The sequence below is a fragment of the Citricoccus sp. I39-566 genome (assembly GCF_031432995.1).
Lineage (GTDB): Bacteria > Actinomycetota > Actinomycetes > Actinomycetales > Micrococcaceae > Citricoccus > Citricoccus nitrophenolicus_A.
Genome location: NZ_CP133842.1, coordinates 1,094,826 through 1,118,116, shown reverse-complemented (window position 1 = coordinate 1,118,116; position 23,291 = coordinate 1,094,826). Strand labels below are relative to the sequence as shown.

The window sequence follows — 23,291 nt, the reverse complement described above, 5'->3', positions numbered from 1 at the left end:
AGACACTCGTCTCCGCACCCTCCAGGGAGGACCCCATGTCCCAGCACGATCCCGCGCGCCCCGCCCGTTCCCGACGCCGCACCGGCGTCGGCCTGTTGGCGGCCGCCGTGCTCGCCGGAACCGCCACGGCCGGGCCGGCCGCCGCCGTCGGGACCCTGCCCGCGCCCGATGCCGTGGCAGCGGCGGCCGAGGCCGCCGCCATCACGGACTCCAGCCCCCGGCCCACATCCCCGGGGTTCCGCGTCCTGCCGTACCTGATGGAGCCCTCCGCCGAGTCCGTGGACGTGGTCTGGTTCTCGGAGACCGGGACCCCCGGCACCCTGGTGGTGGACTATCCGGACCAGGGCCAGGAGAGCCTCACCCTGACCTCCACGCCGGAGCACCAGCCGCTGCTGGGCTACACCCGGGCCGAGCTCGACCAGGAGATCAGCGGCCTGGAGCAGGGCTCTTGGCTCAAGGGCGCGGGGAACTACAAGCACCGGGTGAGAATCCCGGGCCTGTCCCCCGGGGCCGAGATCTCCTACACCGTGGACCAGGGCCCGGACACCCACGAGGCGAGCTTCACGGCGGCACCCGGGGACGACTGGGAGGAGCTGCGGATCGTGGCCTTCTCGGACACCGAGACCGAGCCCTACGGCCGCATGGAGCACCGGGAGTGGGAGCTCTCCCCGGCCAACGGCTACACCGAGGACTCCCTGCAGCGCCCCGGCGAGGGCTCCGCCTGGGACCAGAAGTTCGGCCACGCCACCCGCTACGGCTCCTTCACCCTGAACTACCCCCTGGACCAGGACACCGCGCTGAAGGAGAACCTGAAGCACATCGAGGCGGCCGAGCCCGACCTGATGATGGTGGCCGGCGACCTGGCCCAGGGTGCGGGCTACCAGCCGGCCTGGGACGAGTTCTTCGGGTACTTCGCCGGCGAGCACGGCGACCTGGCATCCCGGGTCCCGCTGCTCACCGCCCTGGGCAACTGGGAGACCTTCGCCGCGCTGAACGGCGGCTACGGCACGGCCGAGGACCAGTCCCCCGCCGTGGTCTCCCGGAACAAGTACCACGCCTACTTCGAGCGCACCGGCGAGGGCGCCGACCCGGAGAACCCGCAATACCGCGGCTCCTACTACCGCACGGACCACGGTCCGGTCACCATCCTGACCCTGGACTCCACCAACGGCGTCCCGGACGAGGACACCGCCACCGGGGAGCTGTCCGGACCGGTCTTCTCCGGGGACGACACCAACCTGACCGGGGAGAACCTCTCCACGGACACCCAGGGCATGTTCACGATGGAGACCTACACGCAGGCCTTCAAGGACCTCTTCCCCGGATCCACGGACGAGGACGTGGACCTGCCCAACCTCAACGAGGGCACCGCCCAGTGGGCCTGGGCGCAGGAGCAGCTGGCCGACGCCCGCGAGAAGGACCAGGTCGTCCTGGTCCAGTTCCACCACGCCGGCTACTCCAACGGCGTGCACGGCACCCCGCCGAACCACGAGCACCCGGACAATCAGTCGGGGGTGGCCATGCGCGCCTACACCCCGATGTTCGAGGAGTACGGCGTCTCCGCCGTGATCTCCGGGCATGACGAGATGTTCGAGCGTTCCTGGGTGGACGAGGACGGCGACGGCGAGGGCTTCCACTCCTTCGACGTGGGCGTGGCCGCGGACGGCCTGCGCGGCGAGCAGCTGGCCGCCGACGAGGACGGCGTCTACGAGCCGATCCGCTTCAACACCTCCTCGGAGTGGATGGCCGCCGCCGACGAGCCCGAGACGTGGGTGGAGCGGGACGGCGTGCTGCAACTGGAGGACGGGGGCCTGCACTACGGCCACCTGCAGCTCGACCTGAAGCACGTGGGCGACTCCACCGAGGTCACCATGACGCCGGTGTACGTCTTCCCGCAGCTGGACAGCGAGTACAACCTCGTGGGGACCGAGCGCCGCGTCTACGACGACGTGGTCACCTTCACCGTGGACCGCGACGGCACCGAGGCGCCCGCCACGGAGGACTTCTCGGACAACCCGGACGGATCGCAGTACTACGCCCCGGTGCGCTGGATGCAGGAGCAGGGCATCACCACCGGCTACGCGGACGGCACCTACGGCAAGTTCAGGGACATCTCCCGCGGCGAGTCGCTGGCCTTCCTGTACCGCTACCGGGACGGCGCGCCCGGCGCCGGCGAGGACTTCTCCGATGTCACCGCGGACTCGAGCTTCTACGACGCCATCACCTGGGCCGTGGAGAACGGGGTGGCCACCGGCTACGGCGACGGCACGTTCCGCTCCGGCGGCGAGGTGACTCGCGCCGAGTTCGTGTCCTTCCTCCACCGCGCCTCCGGTGCCGAGGCGGCCGGGGAGGGGACGGACTTCCCGGACGTGGACCCGGACAGCTCGCATGCCGAGGCCATCGCCTGGGCCGCGGCCCGGGGAGTCGTGACCGGCTACGAGGACGGCACGTTCCGCCCGCACGCGCCGATCCACCGCGCTGAGGTCGCGGTGGTGCTCCACCAGTTCGACCAGTCCGACCAGTCCGACCAGTCCGACGAGACCGGCCAGTCCGCTGCCGAGTGACCGCACTTTCCGTGGGGGATCAGGACGAGTGTGGAAGAGTGGGCGCATGCCCGTCTTCGAACGCCGCACCCTGGTCCCCCACGACCGTTCCACCGTGTTCACCTGGCACTCCCGCCCGGGTGCGCTGGTCCGTCTGACGCCGCCGTTCGCCGGCTCGGTGCGCCGGGAACCGGAGGGGCTCGACGTCGGCTCCGTCGCCCGATTGGGCGTGGGCGCCCCGGGCTCGCTGGGCCTGGGGCTGGAGTCCGCCGCGGGCCTGGCCAAGACCGTCCTGCCCTTCCGGCTGCCCCAGTGGTTCGCCCCCGAGGCACCGTGGACCTCGCGTCACACGGCGCTGGAGCCGGGCCACATGTTCCGCGACGAGATGTCCTCCGGCCCGCTGCGGTCCTGGGTCCACACGCACACCTTCGAGGAGGCCGCTCCCGGCGAGGCGGACACCGCCACGGGCCGGCCCGGCTGCGTGGTGGTGGACCACATCGAGTACGAGCTGCCCGCCGGTGCCGTGCTGCGCCGCAAGGGTGCCGCCTGGTCCCGCGCCGGCCGGTGGACGGAGGAGCGCCTCGAGGAGGAGCTGGAGCGTCAGTTCGACTTCCGCGCCGCCCAGCTGCGCGGTGACCTGGACTTCCACGCCGGCCTGACCTCCGGCCGCGGCGGCCCGCTGACCATCGCGGTCTCCGGGGCCAGCGGACTGATCGGCGCGCAGCTGTGCGCCCTGCTCACCGGGGGCGGCCACCGGGTAATCCGGCTCGTCCGGGGCGGCTCCCGCAGCGGGACTACCTCGTCCGCGGACACCGTCTCCTGGGACCCGGCCGCCGGCCGGCTGGAGACCGAGGCCCTCCGGGACGTGGACGTGGTGGTCAACCTCTCCGGGGAGACGATCGGCGGACGGCTGACCGAGGCCCACCGGACCGAGATGCTGCAGTCCCGGCTGTCCGCCACGGGACTGCTCGCGCGCACCCTGGCGGTACTGGCCGCGGACGGCCGTCAGCGCTCGCTGGTCAATGCCTCGGCGATCGGCTACTACGGTGCCGGGGCCGGCGCCGGTCCGGACGGTGAGGGGCTGCGGGAGGACGATCCGCCCGGCGACGACTTCCTCGCCGAGGTGTGCCAGCAGTGGGAACGGGCCGCGGCCCCTGCCACGCGGGCCGGAGTGCGGACGGCCATGATCCGCACGGGCCTGGTCCTGACGCCGGCGGGCGGCATCCTGCAGCAGGTGCTGCCGCTGTTCCTGCTCGGAGCCGGCGGCCCGCTGGGCACGGGGAAGGACCGCGACCCGTGGCAGAGCTGGATCTCGATCGAGGACATCGTGGGACTCTTCGCGCACGCCACCCTGGACGCGGAGGTGCACGGCCCGGTCAACGGCGTGGCCCCGCACCCGGTGCGGTCACGCGACTTCGCCGCCACCCTCGGCACCGTGCTCCGCCGACCCGCCGCCGTCCCCCTGCCGGCGGCCGCACCCACGGCCGTCCTGGGCTCCGAGGGCAACCGGCTGCTCGTCGAGGCGGACCAGAAGGCCCGCGCGGACCGCGCCCTCGACGCGGGGTACGCCTTCCGCCACACCCGACTGGACGCCGCCCTCCGGCACGTGCTGGGGCGCTAAGTCCGGCCGCTCAGAAGACCGGCAGCCCCCCGGTGACGCCGAGCACCGCACCGGAGACGAAGCTGGCCTCCGCCGGGCTGGCCAGGAACACATAGGCCCCCGCGAGTTCCGCCGGCTGGCCGATCCGACCCAGGGGCGTGTCCGCGCCCATGTGGGACACCGCCTCGGGCTCCTTGGTGGCCGGCTGCAACGGAGTCCACACCGGCCCGGGCGCCACCGCGTTCACCCGGATGCCCTGGGACCCCAGCTCCCCGGCCAGGTTGGCCGTCACGTTGTTCAGGGCCGCCTTGGTGGCGGCGTAGTCGATCATCGTCTCCGAGGGCTGGTAGGCCTGGACCGACGTCGTGATGATGATGCTGTCCCCGGCCGCAAGGTGCGGCAGGCAGGCCCGGCTGAGCCACAGCGTCCCGTAGAGGTTGGTCTTCACGGCGCGGTCCAGGTCCTCGGTGCGCAGCCCGCCGAGCCCCGGTTCGCCGCGGGCCCAGTGGTAGCCGGCGTTGTTGACCAGGATGTTCAGGCCGCCCAGCCCCGCCACGGCGTCCTCGGCGATCCGCCGGCAGGCGTCCTCGTCCCGCAGGTCCCCGGGGACGGCGACGGCGTTCCGGCCGGCCTTGTCGATCCAGCCGATGGTGTCCGAGGCGTCCTCGGCCTCCTCTGGCAGATAGTTGATGGCCACGTCCGCGCCCTCCCGGGCGAAGGCGATCGCCACGGCCCGGCCGATGCCCGAGTCCCCGCCGGTGATGAGCGCCTTGAGTCCCTCCAGCCGTCCGCGGCCGATCCAACTGGACTCCCCGTGGTCCGGCACCGGGTCCATCGGCGCCGTCAGCCCGGGCGGCTCCTGCTGCTGTGGCGGCATGGTGCCGTCGGATCCCGCCATGGACCGCGCGTGCCGCCCTGCCTGGGTCATGTCCTCGTGGTCCATGGTGTTCCCTCTCCGTCTGATGTCCTCCTGCCACCCTAGGGGTCGCGGCGGGACACCGACAGGGGCCGGCAACCCACGTACGCTGGGTGAAACGGCAACCCTCAGATCGGGAGAACCCATGACGGGCACCGAACCGCTGCTCCCCCCGCTCCCCGACGCCGGCTGGTCCCGCGTGCTCTGCGTGGTCGCCCACCCGGATGACATGGAATACGGCACCTCGGCGGCCGTGGCGGCGTGGTCCGCCCGGGGCGTGGAGGTCACCTACCTGCTGCTCACCGCGGGCGAGGCCGGCATGGCCGAGCCGCCGGACGTCGTCGCACCCCTCCGGGCCGCCGAGCAGCGCAACGCCTGCGATGAGGTGGGCGTGGGCGACCTGCTGATCCTCGGCCACCCGGACGGGATGCTGGAGTACGGGCTGGCCCTGCGGCGGGACATCGCCCGCGTGGTCCGCACGGTCCGACCCGACGCCGTGGTCACCGCGAACTTCGACCTCGAGGCCTATGGCGGACTGAACCAGGCCGACCACCGCGCGGCCGGGCTGGCCGTGGTGGACGCCGTCCGGGACGCGGACAACCCCTGGGTCTTCCGCGAACTGGCCGAGGTGGAGGGCCTTTCGACGTGGCACACCTCCGCCCTGCTGGTGGCCGGGCACGAACGCCCGACCCACGCGGCGGCCGTGGAGGAGGCGGCGGTGAGCGCCGCCGTCGCCTCCCTGAACCGCCACGAGGCCTATCTGCAGCACGTGACCGGCCACCCGAAGCCGGAGGAGTTCATCCCAGAGATCCTGCGGGGCGGCGGCGTGCGCGCGGGCGTGGACCATGCGGTGGTGTTCCGGGTGTACGACCTCGGCGGGCTGGGCTCATAAACTGAGTCCCACGAAGTGGCCCCCGTCCACAGGGATGAGGGCCAAAGCGTGGGACTCAGATGGAGGACGTCGTCAGGCCATGGCGGGCTCGGCGCCCGTGGCGAAGCCGTCCGCGGCGAAGCCCAGCTCGTCCAGGGAGGCGCCGTTGGCCACGGCGTCGATGACCTCCACGGCCTCGTCCTCGGAGACGTCCAGGGCCAGGGCGACCTCGGCGGCCAGCGGGGCCTGGGCGCTGCGGAAGAGGTCCTTCTCCGCCATGGACAGCCCCTTGGTGTCCCGGCGGCGGCCCAGGTCCCGGACCACCTCGGCGATCTGCTCCAGCAGTCCGGAGGCCACCTTCTCCTGGTTGGCCTTCATCCGGCGAGACCACTGCTTCTCCTCCACGCCGCTGGGCTCCTGCACCACCTCGAGCAGCGTCCGCAGGTGGGCGAGGCCGTAGACCTCGCGCACGCCGATCTCCTCCACCTTGGACTCCGGGATGGACACCACCAGGTTGTTGCTCCGGATGGTGAGCTCGATGTAGGTCACCTCCGTCCCCTTCACGGTGCGCTGCGTACGGTTCGTGACCGCCGCGGGACCGTGGTGGGGGTGAACAACAAGCTTGCCGGGGCTCAACTGCATGTATACGTCACTTTCCTTCGGTGCGAAGGCCTCCCCCAGCACCTGACCCGTCCTCGGGCCGGGTGCCTTCCGTGAGTTTGGCTGACCACCATTTTCTCACAAATGCGGGACATGTGGCGTTGCGTGGCCTAGGCTTCTCCCCCGCGGCGCGGTCACCGCTCCTGGGCGCGGAGGAACTCGAAGACCTCGACCTCGTCCACGCCGGGGAACGCCCCCGCGGGCAGGGCCGCCAGCAGGTGCGCGTTGGCGCGGGCCGCGGGCCAGGCGTGCCCGCCCCAATCGGCCTCCAGGTCCGGGGAGGGCACGCGGCAGCACGTGGGATCCGGGCACCGGGACACGGAGCGCGAGGTGGTGTCCGCTCCGCGGAACCAGCGGGCGTGCTCGAAGGGCAGCCCGATGGACAGAGAGTAGAACCCGGAGGAATGGCCCTCCACCACGGCGGTGCACCAGTAGGTTCCGGCCGGGGTGTCGGTGTACTGGTTGAAGGCGCGGAACCGGTCCCCCACCCCGAACACCTGGCGGGAGGTCCAGTTCCGGCAGACCTGCTGGCCCTCGATCGCCCCGGTGTGGTCGGCGGGGAAGGAGACGCCGTCGTTCTCGTAGGCCTTGTGGATGATCCCGGACTCGTGGACCTTCTGGAAGTGGCACGTGATGCCGAGGTGTTCGGTGGCCAGGTTGGTGAAGCGGTGGGCCGCGGACTCATAGGAGACGCCGAAGGCATCCCTCACGTCCTCGATCGCGAGGTCTCGCTGGGCCTTGGCGCTCTTGAGGAACCTCACGGTCTCCTTCTGCGGCATCATCAGCGCCGCCGCGAAGTAGTTCGTGTAGACCCGCTGGCGCAGGAAGTCTGAGTAGTCCGCCGGCTCCCCGTGGCCCAGCACATAGGAGCCGATCGCCTGCAGCAGCACGGAGCGGAGGTCGTGGTCCGGGTTCCGGGCCCGAGCCAGGTAGAAGCGCTTGTTCTTCAGGTCCGTCACGGAGCGGGTGGAGTGGGGCAGGTTGGAGACCGAGTGCACCGTGAACCCCAGGTGTTCCGCCAGGTCGGCGGCGGCGTGGTGGCTCAGGGGACCCCCGGAATGCCCGACGGCGTCCAGCAGGCTCTGCGCTTGACGCTCCAGTTCCGGATAGTGGTTGTTGCGTTCCTTCATCTCCTGCCGCAGCTCGGAGTTAGCCCGCCGGGCCTCCTCCGGGGTGGCCGCCTGTTCCTCCATGCGCCGATTCAGCTCCGATTCCAACCCGGCGATGACCTCGAGCACCTCGGTGGGCGTCCGCGGCGAGATCTTGATCTGCGGCAGCCCGAGGCTGGCGTAGTGCTCGGTCCGCTGGGCCTTCTCCACGGCGATCTCCAGGGCCGCCCGCCGGCTGGGCGCCTCGGTGGCCAGCAGCTCCTCGACCGTGGTGCCGTGGAGGCCGGCCAGCTTGGAGACCAGGGAGAGCCGGGGTTCGCGCTTGCCGTTCTCCACGAGGGAGAGGTGGGAGCCGGTGGCCCCCACGGCCTCGGCGGCCTGGTCCAGAGTCAGTCCCGCCTCCTTGCGCAGGTGGCGCAGGCGCCGCCCGAGCACCACGGGGTCGAGATCGGGGGCAGCCGCCGGACGGGGGGCATTCGTGGTGATGGCCATCACCGAAGCATAGTCAATATCCGCGATCCTTTGAAGGAGAACAAGCGAAACATGCAACCGGTCGCGAAGGATCGTCTCTTTTCATACCAGGCTGCCTCGTGTCTGTGGGCTCACATCCACGGGTGAAGTTGGCGACAAAGCCCGCCATTCCGAGGATCGGGGCCCGCGCCTCGGCCTATGGTCGGATCATGAGGACGCCCGAACCACCCCGCCACGCGCCCACGCGCTCCACGTGGCGCCTGAGCGTCCGGCCCGTCGCCGGCACCACGACGGGGACCCTCGGCGAGGACATCCTCCTGGCCCGGCACGGAGATCGGATCCTCCGCCTCCGCCAGGACCACCGCGCCGGCCAGACGGTGGCGACCCTGCGCGACGGCACCTCGGACACCGCCCCCAACCGGATCAACGGCGGCACCCTGGCACTGCGCCCCGGCGAGCGCGCCCGTCTCCACTGGACCACCCTGACCCAGGACGGAGATCCCGAGGCGATCCGCGAAGTGCGACTCCTCGGCCGTCTGTCCGTGATCTGGATCGTCGCCAGCGTGCTGCTCTGCGCACTGATGGCCTGGGGCATGGCCACCTTCATGGACCCGTCCGCTGTTGAGGACCTGACGTCCGCCTATTTCGGCATCTCTTCGGCGGGCCTCCCGGACCCCACCGCAGACGCCGCTGCGAACGCCGCCACGGCCGGGTCCTGACCGCGGCTCACTGACCGACCGGCTGGCCGATCGTCCACTGTGAAGACCCCCCATCGCTGTGCCTTTAATATCCCTCGGCCGCGAACCGCCACCTGCTCGCCAAGGCGATCGGCGAGTTCAGCCACGAACGGATCCTGGATCCCCGGCCCACCGGGGATGACGGGGGCTGGGTCCTCGAGTCGGCGGGGCGGACGTACCGGTTCCGGGCCCGGCGCTATGCCCTGGACCACTGGGACGTGGACCCGGACTCGAGCACCTGCCAGACGCGACCGGACCAGGGGGCCGGGCCGACCGGCGTCGAACCGTCCGGCGCGGGGCCCGTGGCTCCCGATGTCTGCGACTTCATCTCGGCCCACCGTCAGGCGCTCGGGATCTCCGCGGCGCAGCTGCCGGTGTACCTGGAGGAGATCGGCAGCACGCTGGCCTCGCACTGCTACAAGCAGCTGCACTCCACCGCCACCTCCGCCGAGCTGGCCGCGGGCACCGGGGACGCCGTGGCGGACTTCCAGCGCCTCGAGGCCGCCATGACGGAGGGGCACCCCTGCTTCGTGGCCAACAACGGCCGGCTGGGGCTGGGGACCGGGGACTACCTCGACCTGGCCCCGGAGACCGGCTCTGCCCTGACGCTGGAATGGGTGGCCGCGCACACCTCACGCGCCCGGTTCTCCTCGGTGCACGGACTCGACCTGGACGCGCTGCTGGACGCCGAGCTGGGCCCGGAGCTGCGCGCTGTGTTCCGCGCCCGGCTGGCGGAGGTCTGCCGGGGCACCGGGCTGGAACCGAGGGACTTCGTCCCGCTGCCCGTGCACCTGTGGCAGTGGCGGAACCGCCTCGCCGTCACCTTCGCGGGCGACGTGGCCACCGGGCACCTGGTGCACCTGGGGGCCACGGAGGACCTTTACCAGCCCCAGCAGTCCATCCGGACGTTCTTCAACCGCTCCCGGCCGCAGCGGCACTACGTCAAGACGGCCCTGTCCGTGCTGAACATGGGCTTCCTGCGCGGGCTGTCCGCGGCCTACATGGACGCCACCCCCGCCATCAACGACTGGCTGGCCGGACTGTTCGCCGACGACCCGGCGCTGGACCCGGGCCGGGTGCAGCTGCTGCGCGAGGTGGCGGCCGTGGGATACGCCAATCCACTGTTCCACGCCGCCACGGAGAAGGATTCCGCGTACCGCAAGATGCTCGCCGCCCTGTGGCGCGAATCCCCGGTGGGCCGGATCGGCGAGGGCGAGCAGCTGGCCACCATGGCCTCCCTGCTGCACACGGACGCGGACGGTGCCTCGCTGGCCGGGGCCTGGATCCGCCGCTCGGGGCTGGCCGCGGAGGACTGGCTGGAACGCTACCTGGACGCCTACCTGGTGCCATTGGTGCACTGCCTCGTGGCGCACGACCTGGTGTTCATGCCGCACGGCGAGAACGTCATCCTGGTGCTGCGGGACGGCGTCCCGGAGCGGGTGCTGCTGAAGGACCTGGCCGAGGAGGTAGCCGTGCTGGGCAGCCGGACCCCGCTGCCGGAGGCCGTGGAGCGGCTGCGCGCCGAGGTGGCCCCGGAGGACCACGGCCTGTCCATCCTCACGGACATCGTGGACTGCTTCCTGCGGTTCCTGGCTCCCCTGCTGGTCCGGGAGGGTCTGGTCACCGAGGAGCGGTTCTGGGCCGTGGTCGCCGGGCGGCTCACCGCCTACCGGGCCAGGCACCCGGAGTCCGTCGAGCGGTTCGACGCCTTGGGCCTGCGGGAGCCCACCTTCCGACTGTCCTGCCTGAACCGGCTGCAGCTGCGCAACAATCGGCAGATGGTGGACCTGGCCGACCCCGCGGGCTCCCTGGCCTACGCGGGCGAGCTGGACAACCCCTTGGCGGCGTCTCCATTCACCTCTCGACGACACCCCAGCGTCGCGGTATGATGAACTCATACCCAGGAGGTCGGCATGGCAGTGCGCAAGGTGGCGGTCACCCTTCCCGAAGAACTGTACGACCTGGTGGAACGTGCCCGGGCCGTGGAACACCGGAGCCGCTCCGAGGTCATTCAGGAGGCCCTGCGCACTCACTTCGGTGAAACCACGTACCGTCCCACCGACGAGGAGCGCGCAGCACTCGTCGCCGCGCTCGACGCTGCCCAGGCCGAGCCGGAGGCGCTGCAGGACTGGAGCGAGGTCCGCGCCGGACTGCGGAACCGCCGATGACGGTGGTCCTCACGCCGGAGGCCGTCAGGGACCTGGAAGAGGCCACCGACCACTACGCAGACATCGATCCGGACTTCGGGGAGAGATTCGTGGCCGCAGTCGATGCCGCCATGGAACGGCTTCTGATGTTCCCCCGGGGAGCTCCACCCGTGGAGGGGTTCGATGCGCTCCGCCGAGCCAGGATGCGCCATTTCCCCTACGGACTCTTCTACCAGCCCACCGCGACCGGTGACCTTCTCGTCGTCCGGGTGCTGCACTCGCGCCGGGACCGTCAGGACGCCCTCGAAAGCCAGGACACCTGACCAGCTCAGCGGATCACCCGCCCTACAGGTCGGCCAGCAACCCCATCGGGTTCTCGAAGCAGTCGGCCACATAGCGCAGGAACCCGCCGGCGGTGCCACCGTCACAGATGCGGTGGTCGAAGACGAGGGACAGCTGCATGACCTTCCGCACGGCCAGGTCTCCCTCCACCACCCAGGGTCGGTCGATGATCCGCCCCAGACCGAGGATCGCGGCCTCGGGGTGGTTGATGATCGCCGCCGAGCCGTCGGTGCCGAACACGCCGTAGTTGTTGATGGTGAAGGTGCCCCCGCCCAGATCATGCGGGGTGGCCTTGCCGGAGCGGGCCAGCTCGGTCAGCCGCCGCAGCTCCGCGTCCAGCTGGCGCGCGCTCATCCGGTGGGCGCCGCGGATCGAGGGCACCACGAGGCCGCGCTCGGCCTGCACGGCGAAACCGAGGTTGACCCCGTCGAAGGCCACGATCCGGTGCCCGCCCGCGCCGTCCTCCTCGAAGCGGTGCCCCAGCGCGGGGTACCGGGCCAGTCCCGCGAGCGCGAAGCGGGAGGCGAAGGCGAGCAGTCCGGGCACGGCCTGGTCGCCGCGCGCCTTCATCTGTGCCCGCAGCTCGACCAGTGGGGTGACGTCCACGTCCACCCACACGGTGGCCTCGGGGATTTCGTGGCGGGAGCGGGTCATGGCGGCCGCGGTCACCTTGCGCACCCCGGAGACCTTCTCGACGCCGGCCACGGCCAGCCCCGTGCGCGGGTCCAGTGCCTCGGTGGGCTCCGGGGCCGAGGACGCTCCTCCGGACGCGGCCGGTGCCGAAGCGGGGGCGGCCTGGGCGGAGGAGAGTACATCGGCGCGCAGGACCAGCCCGCCGGGACCGGTCCCCCGCACGGCGGCGAGGTCCACCCCGTGCTCGCGGGCGAGTCGGCGCACAAGGGGATTCACCACGCGGGGCGCCTGCCGAGGCTCCGCGGCCGGAACCTCGGTCGAGGTAGTCGGCGGGGCTGCGGCCGGCGGAGTAGCCGGGGCCGGGCGGCGGGGCCGCCGGGTGCGGCCCTTCGCGGCGCCACCCGGGGTGCCATAGCCGATCAGGACGTTGCCGGAGCCGCCGCCGTCCTCCTCGTCCGCGGCACCCGCCTCCGGGCGTGCCCCGGCCAGCTCCTCCTCGCCATAGGGCTGGGCGCCCTCCGCCGGGGCGACGGCGCTCCCCTCATCCGAGGTGACGCCGTCCTCCACGGACAGCAGCGGCAGGCCGACCTCCAGGGTGGTGCCCGCCTCGGCGTGCAGGGTCGCCACCGTCCCCGCGAAGGGGCAGGGCACCTCGACGAGCGACTTGGCGGTCTCGACCTCGGCGATCGGCTGGTCCACGGCCACGGTGTCCCCGGCGGCGACGAGCCACCGGACGATGTCCGCCTCGGTCAGCCCCTCCCCCAGGTCCGGCAGCAGAAAGGTGCGCACGGTCATCTCAGTCCTCCCATTGCAGGTCGTCGACGGCGTCGAGGATGCGGTCCACCGACGGCAGGAAATACTGCTCGAGCTTCGGCGCCGGGTACGGCACGTCGAATCCGGTCACCCGCAGCACCGGGGCGGCCAGCGAATGGAAGCACCGTTCCTGGAGACGGGCGGCGATCTCGCTGGCCACCGAGCCGAAGCCGGTCTCCTCGGAGATCACCACCACGCGCCCGGTCTTCCGCACCGAGGCGGTCACGGTGGCGTCATCGAACGGCACGATGGTCCGCACGTCCACTACCTCGAGGGACCGTCCCTCGGCCTGCGCCGCCTCGGCGGCGGCCAGGGCGGTGGGCACGGACGGACCGTAGGCCACCAGCGTGGCATCGCTGCCCTGGAGTGCGACGGCGGCTCCGCCGGATTCCAGCGCGGCCCGCGGATCCGCACCGGCACCGGGACCGGACCGGCCGGCGTCGTACTGCTCGCGCAGCGCGGCCAGGTCCACCGGGTCCTTGGCGAAGTACAGCTTCTTCGGCTCCATGAACACCACGGGGTCATCGGAGTCGATCGCGGCCCGCAGCAGCAGGTACGCATCCGCCACGGTGGCCGGGGTGACGACCTTCAGCCCGGGGGTGTGGGCGTAGTACGCCTCGGAGGAGTCACAGTGGTGCTCCACCCCGCCGATGCCGCCGGCGTACGGGATGCGGATGACGATCGGCATCCCCATCCGCCCGCCGGTGCGGTTGCGCATCTTGGCGATGTGCGAGGCGATCTGCTCGAACGCGGGATAGGCGAAGGCGTCGAACTGCATCTCGATCACCGGGCGCATCCCGTTGATCGCCATGCCCACCGCCATCCCGGCGATGCCGGACTCGGCCAGCGGGGTGTCGAAGCAGCGGCCGGTGCCGAAGCGCTCGGCCAGCCCGTCGGTGATGCGGAAGACCCCGCCCAGGGTGCCCACGTCCTCGCCGAACACCACGACGCCGGCCTCGGCCGTCATCGCATCGGCCAGGGCCGCGTTGAGCGCCTTGGCCATGGTGACCGGTCCGGTCCGCACCGGCTGTCTTGGCGACTCCGGGCGCTCCGGCGGGATCCCGGCGCCGCCGGCCCGGGTGGCGGACTCCCGGGCGGCCTCGACGGCCACCTCCACGGCGCCGATGTTCTCGGTGGTGCTCATGATGCCTCCTCACGGGACAGTTCCTCGGCCAGCCGGTCCGCCTGCTCGGCCAGCTGGGGCGTGGGGACTGTGTAGACGTGCCGGAACAGCTCTTGGGGGTCCGGGGCGGACTCCCGGTTCATGCCGTCCCGCAGGGACTGCGCCACCTCCTCGGCCTCCCGCTCGAACTGCGCCTGCAGGTCCTCCGTGAGCAGGCCGCGGCCGCTCAGGTACGTCCGCATCCGCTTGACCGGGTCCTTGGCCAGCCACTCGCTGACCTCCGCGTCGTCGCGGTAGCGGGTGGCGTCGTCGGCATTGGTGTGGGCCTGGATGCGATAGGTGTGGGCCTCCACCAGCAGCGGACCGGCCCCGGAGCGGACCAGCCGGACGCCGCGCTCCAGCACGGACAGCAGCGCCACCAGGTCGTTGCCGTCCACGCGCTCGCCGGCCATGCCGTAGCCGACGGCCTTGTGCGCCAGGGAGGGCGCGACGGTCTGGCGGGCCAGGGGCACGGAGATCGCGTACTGGTTGTTCTGCACGAAGAAGACCACCGGCAGCTGGAAGACGGCCGCAAAGTTCAGGGCCTCGTGGAAGTCCCCCTCGCTGGTGGCGCCGTCCCCGCACAGGGCCACCACTACGGTGTCCTCGCCGCGCAGCCGGGCGGCATGGGCCACGCCGACGCCGTGCAGCAGCTGGGTGGTCAGCGGGGTGGACTGGATGCCGACCCTCTCCCGCTGCGGGTCGTAGCCGCCGTGCCAGTCGCCACGGAAGATGGTCATCACGTCCATCGGGTCCACGCCGCGGGAGATCACGGCGACGGTGTCCCGGTAGGTGGGGAACAGCCAGTCCCCCTCGGCCAGGCAGGCGGCCGCCGCCACCTGGCAGGCCTCCTGCCCGTGGCTGGACGGATAGACCGCCATCCGCCCCTGACGGACCAGCGCCGAGTTCTGGTCGTTGATGCGCCGGCCCGTCACGAGCTTGCGGTAGGCCTGCAGCAGGGCGTCGTCGGCGGGGATCGGGTATTCATGTCCCGGCTCGGTGCCCTGTGCCGCCGCGGGCAGCAGGTTCCCGTCCTGGTCCACCATCCGGATCAGGTGCCGGGAGGGGAGCATGTAGTCCTCGGGCGAGATGCCGAAGCTCCGGGCGGTGTCGCTGATGTCGGTGCGGACGTCGTCGCTCATCGTTCCTCCTGGGGTCTCCCACCGGCCCGTGCGCCGCAATGTGGGTCAGGTCACGGCGGTAGCCACTTTGTGCCCACCAGTGTGAGGTGTGCCGGTGGTTCGTCGCTGCTGTGGCCGCTTATCGTGGACGAATTTCTCGGATTGTCCTACTCTGATGGACGGAAAGGGCGGGCACCCGTGGTTCGCGAGGAAGCCGCTCCGGGTCACGTCGCCCGGCCGCCGCGTCGGCTCAGGAGGAAGCATGGAGAAGGTACCCGCACGGCTCGATGCCGTGGACGAGCACATCCTGGCCGAGCTGACCCGGGACGGCCGGCAGTCCGTGACCGCCCTGGCGGAGAAGGTGCACGTCTCCCGGGCCCACGCCTATGCCCGGATCAACCGGCTGCAGGAGGACGGCGTCATCACCCGGTACAGCGCGGTGGTGGACCCCGTCCGTGCAGGCCTGCGGTCCTCGGCCTACGTCACGCTGAAGCTGCGCCAGCATGGCTGGCGGGAGGTGCGGGAGGCGCTCGGGAAGATCCCGGAGGTCTACCACGTCAGCCTGGTCGGCGGGAACTTCGACGTGCTCCTGCTGGTCCGCGCCCGCGACAACCTCGACCTGCGGCGCGTGGTGTTCGACCACATCCAGCCGCTGCCCGGCGTGCTGGACACCCAGACCTTCGTGATCTTCGAGGACATGGACACCCGCTGAACGCTCAACGCCTCCGAGGCGCACCGTGACGGCACCCCGTCACCACGGCGGGGGTGGCGTCACTTGGTGCCCGAAGGAGACCGGCCGTGGAACTCCGGCGGGCGCTTCTGCTGGAAGGCGGCGAAACCCTCGGCGTAGTCCTCGGTGCCGCACAGGTCCGCCTGGGCCCGGTTCTCGTTCGCCATGGAGGCCCAGAGCCCCAGGCGCTCGTCACGGATTTGCGCCACCAGCTCCCTGGACGCCATGAAGGCCCCGGTCGCACCCGTGGCGACCTTCGCCACGATGGCGCGGGTGTCCTCCAGGAGGGTCTCCGCCGGCATGGCCCGGGAGAACAGGCCGGAGGCCACGGCCTCGGCTCCGCTGATGAGCTCGGCGGTGTAGATCAGGTCCAGGGTGCGGTGCGTGCCCAGGCGCTCGGTGAACAACCAGTGGCCGCCGGAGTCCAGGGTGGCCCCCAGGTTGGCGAACGGGGAGCCGATCTTCGCGTTCTCGGCCACGTAGACGACGTCCGTGGCGATCGCCAGGCCGAGCCCGACGCCGAGGCAGGCACCCTGCACGGCGGCGAAGGTGGGCGCCGGGAAGGCGCCCATGGACTGCAGCAGCGGGGTGACCTTGCCGTCCAGGTACCCCATGACGTCGTCGTCGGCGGGGGTGACCCCGGAGATGTCCCGCCCGGCGCAGAAGCCGCGGCCCTCGCCGCGCAGCAGCAGGGCCCGGACCTCCCCGCGGGAGGCGGCGGCAGTGGCGTCGTCGTAGGCGGTCTGCAGTTCGGCGAGCGCCTCCTCGTTGAGGGCGTTCATCCTCGACGGGGCGTTGAGGACCACCTCGGCGATCCCGTCGGTGATGGTCAGGTCAATCATGGGGTTCCTCCTAGGCGTCGTAGTTGACGACGAGCGTGTCCGAGGTGGGGTGGGACTGGCAGGTCAGGACGTAGCCCTTCTCGATCTCGTCCGGCTCCAGGGCGTAGTTCTCATCCATCTCCACCGTGCCGGAGACCACCTTGGCCCGGCAGGTGCCGCAGACGCCGCCGGCACAGGCGAAGGGCACGTCCGCTCGGACCCGCAGGGCGGCGTTGAGCACCGTCTCGCGTTGCCCCTTGGGAGACTTCACCTCGCCCTGCAGTCCGTCGAGAGTGAAGGAGATCTCATAGTTGTCGCCGGTCTCGTCCACCTTCACCGGACGGCCGATGTTGCCCTCCGGGCGGCCCTGCTGCGGGTCACCGGTGGTGAAGAGCTCGAAGCGGACCTTCTCCGGCTGGACCTCCAGCGAGGAGAGCTCGTCCCGGACCAGCTGGACCAGTTCGTACGGGCCGCACAGGAACCACTCGTCCACGGTCTCCGGGCGCATCACGGTGGACAGCAGGGTGGAGAGCTTCTCGTGGTCGATCCGGCCGGAGAGCAGCGGCGAGATCCGCTGCTCCCGGGTCAGCACGTGGTGCAGGGCGAAGCGGGAGGGGTACAGGTCCTTCAGGTCTGCCAGTTCCTCGAGGAACATCACGTCCATGGCGGCCCGGTTGGAGTACACCAGGTCGAACCGGACCTGTTCGTTGGCCGCCAGCACCGTGCGGGCGATGGCGATGACGGGGGTGATGCCGGAACCGGCGGCCACGGCCACGAAGGAGTGCTCGGTGTCCGTGTCGATCGACTCCGGGTCGTTCAGCTCGGTCATCCGGTGCTGGGAGATGAACGCGCCGGTGGGGCTCATCACGTCGATGGTGTCCCCCGCGGCCAGGTTCTCGTTGGCCCAGCTGGAGAAGAACCCGCCGAGGTCGCGCTTGATGGCGACCCGGATCTCTCCCGGCCGTGGTTCGGCGCAGATCGAGTAGCTGCGGCGCACCTCGTGCAGGGTGCCGTCCGTGTCCGGCAGATCCTTGCGCAGGGCCACGTACTGGCCCGGGGCGTAGTCGTAGTCGTCCACGAGGTCGGCGGGCACCGCGAAGGTGACCTCGATGGCGTCCGCAGTCAGCCGTCGGACCGCAGCCACCTCGAGCTGGTGGAACACGGCGCGGCGGCGCGCGGGGGCGGACGTGGTGTCGGTTGCGGTCATGAGAGCACCTTGAAGTAGTCGAAGGGTTCCAGGCAGTCCCGGCAGGAGTACAGCGCCTTGCAGGAGGTGGAGCCGAAGCGGGAGAGTTCGCGGGTGTTCAGCGAGTGGCACTGCGGGCACTTCACGGCCAGGCCGAGGGTCACGGTGCCGCGGTGTCCCGTGCCGGTGGGCGGGGCGATGCCGTACTCCTCGAGCTTGGCCCGGCCCGCCTCGGTCATCCAGTCGGTGGACCAGGCCGGGGACAGCACCAGGTCCACGTGGACCTTCGGGTATCCCGCCTCGGAGAAGGCCCCCTCGAGGTCCTGCCGGATCGCGTCCATGGCCGGGCACCCCGAATAGGTCGGGGTGATGGTCACGACGACGGCGCCGTCGCCTTCCAGCGCGACGTCCCGCAGGATGCCCAGGTCGGCGATGGTCAGCACCGGGATCTCCGGGTCGGTGACCCGGGCCGCGATCTCGTGCAGGGATTCGATGGGGGTGGCGGTTGCCATGGCTGTCCTCCCGACTCCTCTACCAGGTGGCGCCGGGGTGCTTGCGGGCCAGCACCTGCATCTCGGCGAGGATGTATCCGAGGTGTTCGGAGTGCTCGCCCCGGCGTCCGAGGCACAGGGCTTGGGGGACCTCCGGCACGGCCAGTCCGGACCGGTCGAGGATGTCCCGCAGCCGGGCGTCCCAGTCCGCCCGCAGCGTGGACGGGCGCACGGCGATGCCTTCGAGCTCGTCGTGCAGCGGTTCGTCCTGGAACAGCTCGTCGGTGTAGGGCCACAGCCTGTCCAGGGCCCGGCGCATCCGGCGGGCTGATTCCTCGGTGCCCCGGCCGAGGCGTAGGGTCCAGAGTTCGGCGTGCTCCAGGTGGTAGTCGACCTCCTTGAGCGCCTTGGCGGAGATGGCCGCGATGGTCTCGTCCGCCGACTCGAGCAGGCGGGCGTACAGCTGGTGCTGGTAGAGGGCCATGAAGAGGCCCCGCACCATGGTCTCGGCGAAGTCGCCGTTGGGCTGCTCGACCAGGTGCAGGGAGGTGAACTCCTCCTCCTCGCGGAAGTACGCGAGGTCGTCCTCGGTCCGGCCCCAGGCCTTGCCGGCATAGCTCAGGAAGGAGCGGGCGTGGCCCAGCTGGTCGAGGGCGATGTTGCCGAGGGCCACGTCCTCCTCCAGCTCGGGTCCGCGGGAGATCCAGTGGGAGAGCCGCTGGGCGAGGATCAGGGCGTCGTCGCCCAGCTGCAGGGCGTACCGGGCCACGGCCTCACGGGGCGCCGAGTCCTGCAGTGCGATGTCCTCGGGACGTAGCGCGTTGCCGGGCGTGACGCGCGTGGCGGAGGCGACGGCGTCGCCGAAGCTGTCCAGGCTGTGGTCGGCGCCGTGGTCGGCCTGCCGGCCGGTGCCGGGGGTGGTGGACGTGCCGTTCACAGGTGCTTCACCCCTTCGCTCTCGGTGTAGTACGTGGCGTGCCGGTAGTCCTTGCCCTTCGGTGACTCGAACATCGCGTCCTTGGCGCGCGGGTCCGAGGTGGTGATGTCCGTGGAGCGGACCACCCAGAGGGAGACGCCCTCGTTGCGCCGGGTGTAGAGGTCACGGGCGTTCTGGACGGCCATCTCGGCGTCCGGCGCGTGCAGGGAGCCGGCGTGCACGTGGGACAGGCCGCGCGAGGACCGGACGAAGACCTCCCAGAGGGGCCAGCCGGCCGAGGGGGCCGTGGCGTCGCTCGCCGTGGTGCGGTTCACCGTCATGCCACCTGCTCCTTCTCGGCCTGCTGCCGGCGGGCGTAGGCCGCCGCGGCCTCGCGGACCCAGGCACCCTCTTCATGGGCTTCCCGACGGCGGGCCATCCGCTGGGCGTTGCAGGGACCGCCCCCGGAGACCACTCGCTTGAACTCGGCCCAGTCCAGGTCCCGGTGCTTCCACTGGCCGGACTCCTCGTCGAAGCGCAGCTCCGGGTCGGGCAGGGTCAGGCCGAGGACCTTGACCTGCTCGACGATCATCCCGACGAACCGCTGGCGCAGGTCGTCGTTGGAGAAGCGCTTGATGTTCCAGGCCATGGACTGCTGGGAGTTCGGTGAGTCCGTGTCCGAGGGGCCGAACATCATCAGGGCCGGGGCGTAGAAGCGGTTGATGGCGTCCTGGGCCATCGTCCGCTGGGCCTCGGTGCCGCGGGAGAGCTCGAGCAGGATCTCGAAACCCTGGCGCTGGTGGAACGACTCCTCCTTGCAGATGCGCACCATGGCCCGGCCGTAGGGTCCGTAGGACGCCCGGCACAGCGGCACCTGGTTGGCGATGGCGGCGCCGTCCACGAGCCAGCCGATCGCGCCCATGTCCGCCCAGGTGCGGGCGGGGTAGTTGAAGATCGAGGAGTACTTGGCCCGGCCGGTCAGCAATTGGTCGTTGAGGGTGTCGCGCCCGGTGCCGAGGGTCTCCGTGGCCGAGTACAGGTAGAGCCCGTGGCCTGCCTCGTCCTGGACCTTGGCCATCAGGATGGACTTGCGCTTCAGGCTGGGTGCGCGGGTGATCCAGTTCGCCTCCGGCTGCATGCCGATGATCTCCGAGTGGGCGTGCTGGGACATCTGCCGCGTCAGCGACTTGCGGTAGGCCTCCGGCATCCAGTCCCGGGGTTCGATCCGGGAGTCCTCGGCGATGATGGCGTCGAACCGGCGCTGGCCCTCGGCCTCCTCGGGTGACTGGACGGCGGTCAGGGATCCACCCCGTCCTGCGTCGTCTGTCTGTTCGGCCATGGTGACCACCTCATTCTCCATTATTTACCGACCGTTCGTTCAGTATATAGGCATCGACTCGCCATTGGTCAACACGCGACCTACGCTGAGCGCGGCCTGGAACTTGACCCGCGTCACAGATTGAGATTACCTAATGATCGTTCAGTAGAGAATGATTGGAGTCCCATGGCCCCCGCAGAGCATGCGCCACCGGCACCCACGCGCCTGGGCGACTGGCACGCCATCCTGGAGGACGACCCAGCCAGCGAGTGGATGGGCATCGGGGTGGAGGCCATCTCCGAGGGGCACGCCACGATCACCATGACGCTGCGCCGGGAGATGCTGAACGGCTTCGGTATCGCCCACGGCGGCATGGTCTTCGCCCTGGCCGACTCGGCCTTCGCCCTGGCCTGCAATCCCGCCGAGGGATCGGCCGACACCGTCACCGTGGCCTCCGGCGTGGACATCAACTTCCTCAGACCCGGCATTCCGGGCCGGCTGCTGACCGCCGTGGCCGACCGGCGGCATCAGAACGGCCGCAGCGGAATCTATGACATCCAGGTGTTGCAGTCCCTCCCCGAGGGCGGCACCGAGGTGATCGCGGAGTTCCGCGGACGGTCACGCACCATCCCCCAGCGCTGAGGACCCCCTCCCCCCGCACCTGTCCACGCAGCGCCCCCGTACACGCAGCACCACAGCACACCGTGAGGTATCTGATGACCGAGACCCTTCCCGACGCCAGCGCGACCCTCGGCCTGGATCCTGAGGAGACGATGAGCCGCGACCAGATCGAGTCCTTGCAGCTGGAACGCCTCCGGCAGACGGTGTCCTACGCCTACGACCGGGTCCCGCTCTACCGCGAGAAGTATGACGCCGCCGGGGTCCACCCGGACGACCTGAAGGACCTCCCCGACCTGGCGAAGTTCCCGTTCACGGACAAGGAAGACTTGCGCCGGTCCTACCCCTTCGGCATGTTCGCGGTGCCGCAGGAGCAGGTCGCCCGCATCCATGCCTCCTCCGGCACCACCGGCCGCGCCACCGTGGTCGGCTACACCCGGCAGGACCTGGACGACTGGGCCAAACTGGGGGCCCGCTGCCTGCGCATCGCGGGCGTCAGGCCGGGCATGAAGGTCCACAATGCCTACGGCTACGGCCTCTTCACCGGGGGGCTCGGCGCCCACGGCGCCGCGGAGCGCCTCGGCACCACGGTCATCCCGATGTCCGGCGGACAGACGGAGAAGCAGATCACGCTGATCCAGGACTTCCAGCCGGACGCCATCCTGTGCACCCCCACCTACCTGCTGACGATCGGCGATGCCATGCAACGCGCCGGCCTGGACCCGCGGAAGACCTCACTGAAGGTCGGCGTGCTCGGCGCCGAGCCCTGGACCGAGGAGATGCGCCACGAGCTGGAGGAGATGTTCGGCATCGACGCCTGCGACATCTACGGCCTCTCCGAGGTCATGGGCCCGGGCGTGGCGGGAGAATCCGGGCAGACGAAGGACGGCTGCCACGTCTGGGAGGACCACTTCCGTCCGGAGATCGTGGACGCCTTCGACGAGACTCGGGTCCTCGGTGATGGCGAGCACGGCGAGATCGTGTTCACCGCCCTGACCAAGCAGGCCATGCCGATCATCCGCTACCGCACCCATGACCTGACGAGGCTGCTGCCCGGAACCGCCCGCCCGGGACACCGCCGGATGGGCCGTATCACCGGGCGCTCGGATGACATGATCATCCTGCGCGGGGTGAACCTGTTCCCCAGCCAGATCGAGGAGCTGGCGCTCACCGTCGCGGGCCTGTCCCCGCACTTCCAGCTGGAGATCACCCGGCCGGATCGGATGGACGAGCTGGCCGTCAGGATCGAGCGGCGGGACGACTGCACCGCGGACCGCGCGATCGCCGCCGGAGGCGAGTTGCAGAGGCTCATCAAGATCCATGTGGGCTCCACGTGCCGGATCGACGTGGTGGACCCGGAGGCCCTGCCCCGCTCCGTCGGTAAGCTTAAGCGGATCCACGACCTGCGCCCCCGCTAGGGGCGTCGGTCCGCAGGACCACGCATCCGCCCCGACCAGGAGCCACCTCATGACGACCGCCTCCGCCGCGCCGAAGTCCCCCCGCCGGGGCCGGCCGGGGTATGACCAGGACTCGGTGCTGGAGATCGCCGTCCGGGTGTTCAACCGCCATGGCTACGATGCCACGTCCATGGGCATGCTGGCCGAGGAGCTCGGCGTCAGCAAATCGGCCATCTACCACCACGTGCCCTCCAAGGGGGATCTGATGCGGCTGGCCCTGGACCACGCCCTGGCCCCCCTGGAGGCCATCGGTGAGAGCGAGGGTGCCACGAGCGGCAGCACGATCGAGCGGCTGGAGTTCGTCCTGCGCTCGACCATCGCGGTCCTCATCGAGCGCCAGCCCTATGTCACCCTGCTGCTGCGGTTGCGCGGCAACACCGACATCGAGCGTGACGCGCTCCGACGGCGCCGCGCGGTGGACCACACGGTGACGGACCTCGTTGTCGCCGCCCAGGCGGAGGGCAAGGTGCGCAGCGACGTGGAGCCGCGCACCACCACCCGGTTGATGTTCGGCATGATCAACTCCCTCGTGGAGTGGTACCGCCCGGACGGGCCCGCCTCACCTGCCCAGGTCGAGGAGACCGCGATCGCCATGATCGTCGACGGGCTGCGCGCCCGCAGCTGACGGT

23 protein-coding genes are annotated in these 23,291 nt (G+C 70.9%); 11 read left to right on the top strand and 12 right to left on the bottom strand.

Annotated features, from left to right (window positions below; translation table 11 throughout):
* Positions 1–35: 35 nt before the first annotated feature.
* Together RE421_RS05280 and RE421_RS05275 are read left to right on the top strand one after the other, a co-directional pair.
* Positions 36–2,564, top strand: a complete 2,529-nt coding sequence (locus RE421_RS05280; RefSeq protein ID WP_309815456.1) for an S-layer homology domain-containing protein — start codon at positions 36–38, stop codon at positions 2,562–2,564.
* 46 nt (positions 2,565–2,610) lie between these two features.
* On the top strand, positions 2,611–4,164 hold the full coding sequence (locus RE421_RS05275; RefSeq protein WP_309815453.1) for a TIGR01777 family oxidoreductase: 1,554 nt from the start codon (positions 2,611–2,613) through the stop codon (positions 4,162–4,164).
* 10 nt (positions 4,165–4,174) lie between these two features.
* On the opposite strand, the gene RE421_RS05270 is transcribed toward RE421_RS05275, so the two are convergent.
* A complete protein-coding gene (locus RE421_RS05270) occupies positions 4,175–5,086 on the bottom strand; it encodes an SDR family oxidoreductase (protein WP_396134586.1) in 912 nt (303 codons plus the stop codon).
* A 118-nt stretch (positions 5,087–5,204) separates the two neighbouring features.
* Here RE421_RS05270 and RE421_RS05265 point away from each other — a divergent pair, with 118 nt between their 5' ends.
* Entirely contained in the window at positions 5,205–5,951 is a 747-nt protein-coding gene (locus RE421_RS05265) for a PIG-L deacetylase family protein (RefSeq protein ID WP_309815449.1), read from the top strand.
* Positions 5,952–6,023: 72 nt separating this feature from the next.
* Here the strand turns inward: RE421_RS05265 and RE421_RS05260 are convergent, their stop codons facing one another.
* Positions 6,024–6,572, bottom strand: coding sequence for a CarD family transcriptional regulator (locus RE421_RS05260; RefSeq protein ID WP_309815446.1), 549 nt, complete (start codon positions 6,570–6,572; stop codon positions 6,024–6,026).
* Between the two features lie 152 nt (positions 6,573–6,724).
* Entirely contained in the window at positions 6,725–8,191 is a 1,467-nt protein-coding gene (locus RE421_RS05255; protein WP_309815445.1) for a helix-turn-helix domain-containing protein, read from the bottom strand.
* A gap of 188 nt (positions 8,192–8,379) precedes the next feature.
* Between RE421_RS05255 and RE421_RS05250 the strand changes: the two genes are divergently transcribed.
* The 4 genes from RE421_RS05250 to RE421_RS05235 all read left to right on the top strand — a co-directional run bounded on the left by RE421_RS05250 (position 8,380) and on the right by RE421_RS05235 (position 11,377).
* Positions 8,380–8,889, top strand: a complete 510-nt coding sequence (locus RE421_RS05250; protein WP_309815442.1) for a hypothetical protein — start codon at positions 8,380–8,382, stop codon at positions 8,887–8,889.
* Between the two features lie 236 nt (positions 8,890–9,125).
* Positions 9,126–10,796: an IucA/IucC family protein gene (locus RE421_RS05245; RefSeq protein ID WP_309815440.1), complete on the top strand. Its 1,671-nt coding sequence runs from the start codon at positions 9,126–9,128 to the stop codon at positions 10,794–10,796.
* 24 nt (positions 10,797–10,820) lie between these two features.
* Positions 10,821–11,075 carry a ribbon-helix-helix protein, CopG family gene (locus tag RE421_RS05240; RefSeq protein ID WP_309815437.1) on the top strand — a complete coding sequence of 85 codons (255 nt, stop codon included), beginning with the start codon at positions 10,821–10,823 and terminating at the stop codon, positions 11,073–11,075.
* Positions 11,072–11,377: a type II toxin-antitoxin system RelE/ParE family toxin gene (locus tag RE421_RS05235; RefSeq protein ID WP_309815434.1), complete on the top strand. Its 306-nt coding sequence runs from the start codon at positions 11,072–11,074 to the stop codon at positions 11,375–11,377. The genes RE421_RS05240 and RE421_RS05235 overlap by 4 nt, the downstream gene beginning before the upstream one ends.
* Before the next feature lie 22 nt (positions 11,378–11,399).
* Here RE421_RS05235 and RE421_RS05230 read toward each other — a convergent pair whose 3' ends face one another.
* From RE421_RS05230 to RE421_RS05220, 3 genes are read right to left on the bottom strand one after another with little or no spacing between them, the layout of a single operon-like run.
* Positions 11,400–12,824 (bottom strand): dihydrolipoamide acetyltransferase family protein, encoded by a 1,425-nt coding sequence (locus RE421_RS05230; protein ID WP_309815430.1) that lies wholly within the window; start codon positions 12,822–12,824, stop codon positions 11,400–11,402.
* A gap of 1 nt (position 12,825) precedes the next feature.
* Positions 12,826–13,986: an alpha-ketoacid dehydrogenase subunit beta gene (locus tag RE421_RS05225; RefSeq protein ID WP_396134584.1), complete on the bottom strand. Its 1,161-nt coding sequence runs from the start codon at positions 13,984–13,986 to the stop codon at positions 12,826–12,828.
* Positions 13,983–15,146: a thiamine pyrophosphate-dependent enzyme gene (locus RE421_RS05220; RefSeq protein ID WP_309815426.1), complete on the bottom strand. Its 1,164-nt coding sequence runs from the start codon at positions 15,144–15,146 to the stop codon at positions 13,983–13,985. The genes RE421_RS05225 and RE421_RS05220 overlap by 4 nt, the downstream gene beginning before the upstream one ends.
* A 241-nt stretch (positions 15,147–15,387) precedes the next feature.
* Here RE421_RS05220 and RE421_RS05215 point away from each other — a divergent pair, with 241 nt between their 5' ends.
* Positions 15,388–15,837, top strand: coding sequence for an Lrp/AsnC family transcriptional regulator (locus RE421_RS05215; protein WP_309815424.1), 450 nt, complete (start codon positions 15,388–15,390; stop codon positions 15,835–15,837).
* 59 nt (positions 15,838–15,896) lie between these two features.
* Here the strand turns inward: RE421_RS05215 and RE421_RS05210 are convergent, their stop codons facing one another.
* Genes RE421_RS05210 through paaA form a run of 6 tightly spaced genes read right to left on the bottom strand, consistent with a single transcriptional unit; the run spans position 15,897 to position 20,608 of the window.
* The gene (locus RE421_RS05210; protein WP_309815421.1) at positions 15,897–16,697 is read right to left on the bottom strand and encodes an enoyl-CoA hydratase/isomerase family protein; all 801 of its coding nucleotides are present in this window, start codon (positions 16,695–16,697) and stop codon (positions 15,897–15,899) included.
* 10 nt (positions 16,698–16,707) lie between these two features.
* Entirely contained in the window at positions 16,708–17,883 is a 1,176-nt protein-coding gene (gene paaE, locus RE421_RS05205) for a 1,2-phenylacetyl-CoA epoxidase subunit PaaE (RefSeq protein WP_309815418.1), read from the bottom strand.
* On the bottom strand, positions 17,880–18,374 hold the full coding sequence (paaD, locus tag RE421_RS05200; protein ID WP_309815409.1) for a 1,2-phenylacetyl-CoA epoxidase subunit PaaD: 495 nt from the start codon (positions 18,372–18,374) through the stop codon (positions 17,880–17,882). Before paaD ends, paaE begins: the two co-directional genes overlap by 4 nt.
* Before the next feature lie 19 nt (positions 18,375–18,393).
* Positions 18,394–19,290 (bottom strand): 1,2-phenylacetyl-CoA epoxidase subunit PaaC, encoded by an 897-nt coding sequence (gene paaC, locus RE421_RS05195; protein ID WP_396134582.1) that lies wholly within the window; start codon positions 19,288–19,290, stop codon positions 18,394–18,396.
* The gene (paaB, locus tag RE421_RS05190; protein WP_309815406.1) at positions 19,287–19,610 is read right to left on the bottom strand and encodes a 1,2-phenylacetyl-CoA epoxidase subunit PaaB; all 324 of its coding nucleotides are present in this window, start codon (positions 19,608–19,610) and stop codon (positions 19,287–19,289) included. Before paaB ends, paaC begins: the two co-directional genes overlap by 4 nt.
* A complete protein-coding gene (gene paaA, locus RE421_RS05185) occupies positions 19,607–20,608 on the bottom strand; it encodes a 1,2-phenylacetyl-CoA epoxidase subunit PaaA (protein ID WP_309815405.1) in 1,002 nt (333 codons plus the stop codon). The genes paaB and paaA overlap by 4 nt, the downstream gene beginning before the upstream one ends.
* A gap of 165 nt (positions 20,609–20,773) precedes the next feature.
* On the opposite strand from paaA, the gene paaI reads away from it, so the two are divergent.
* From paaI to RE421_RS05170, 3 genes are all read left to right on the top strand, one after another.
* Positions 20,774–21,229, top strand: coding sequence for a hydroxyphenylacetyl-CoA thioesterase PaaI (paaI, locus tag RE421_RS05180; protein ID WP_309815403.1), 456 nt, complete (start codon positions 20,774–20,776; stop codon positions 21,227–21,229).
* 74 nt (positions 21,230–21,303) lie between these two features.
* A complete protein-coding gene (locus RE421_RS05175; RefSeq protein ID WP_309815400.1) occupies positions 21,304–22,623 on the top strand; it encodes an AMP-binding protein in 1,320 nt (439 codons plus the stop codon).
* Positions 22,624–22,672: 49 nt separating this feature from the next.
* Entirely contained in the window at positions 22,673–23,287 is a 615-nt protein-coding gene (locus tag RE421_RS05170; RefSeq protein ID WP_309815397.1) for a TetR/AcrR family transcriptional regulator, read from the top strand.
* Positions 23,288–23,291 lie beyond the last annotated feature (4 nt).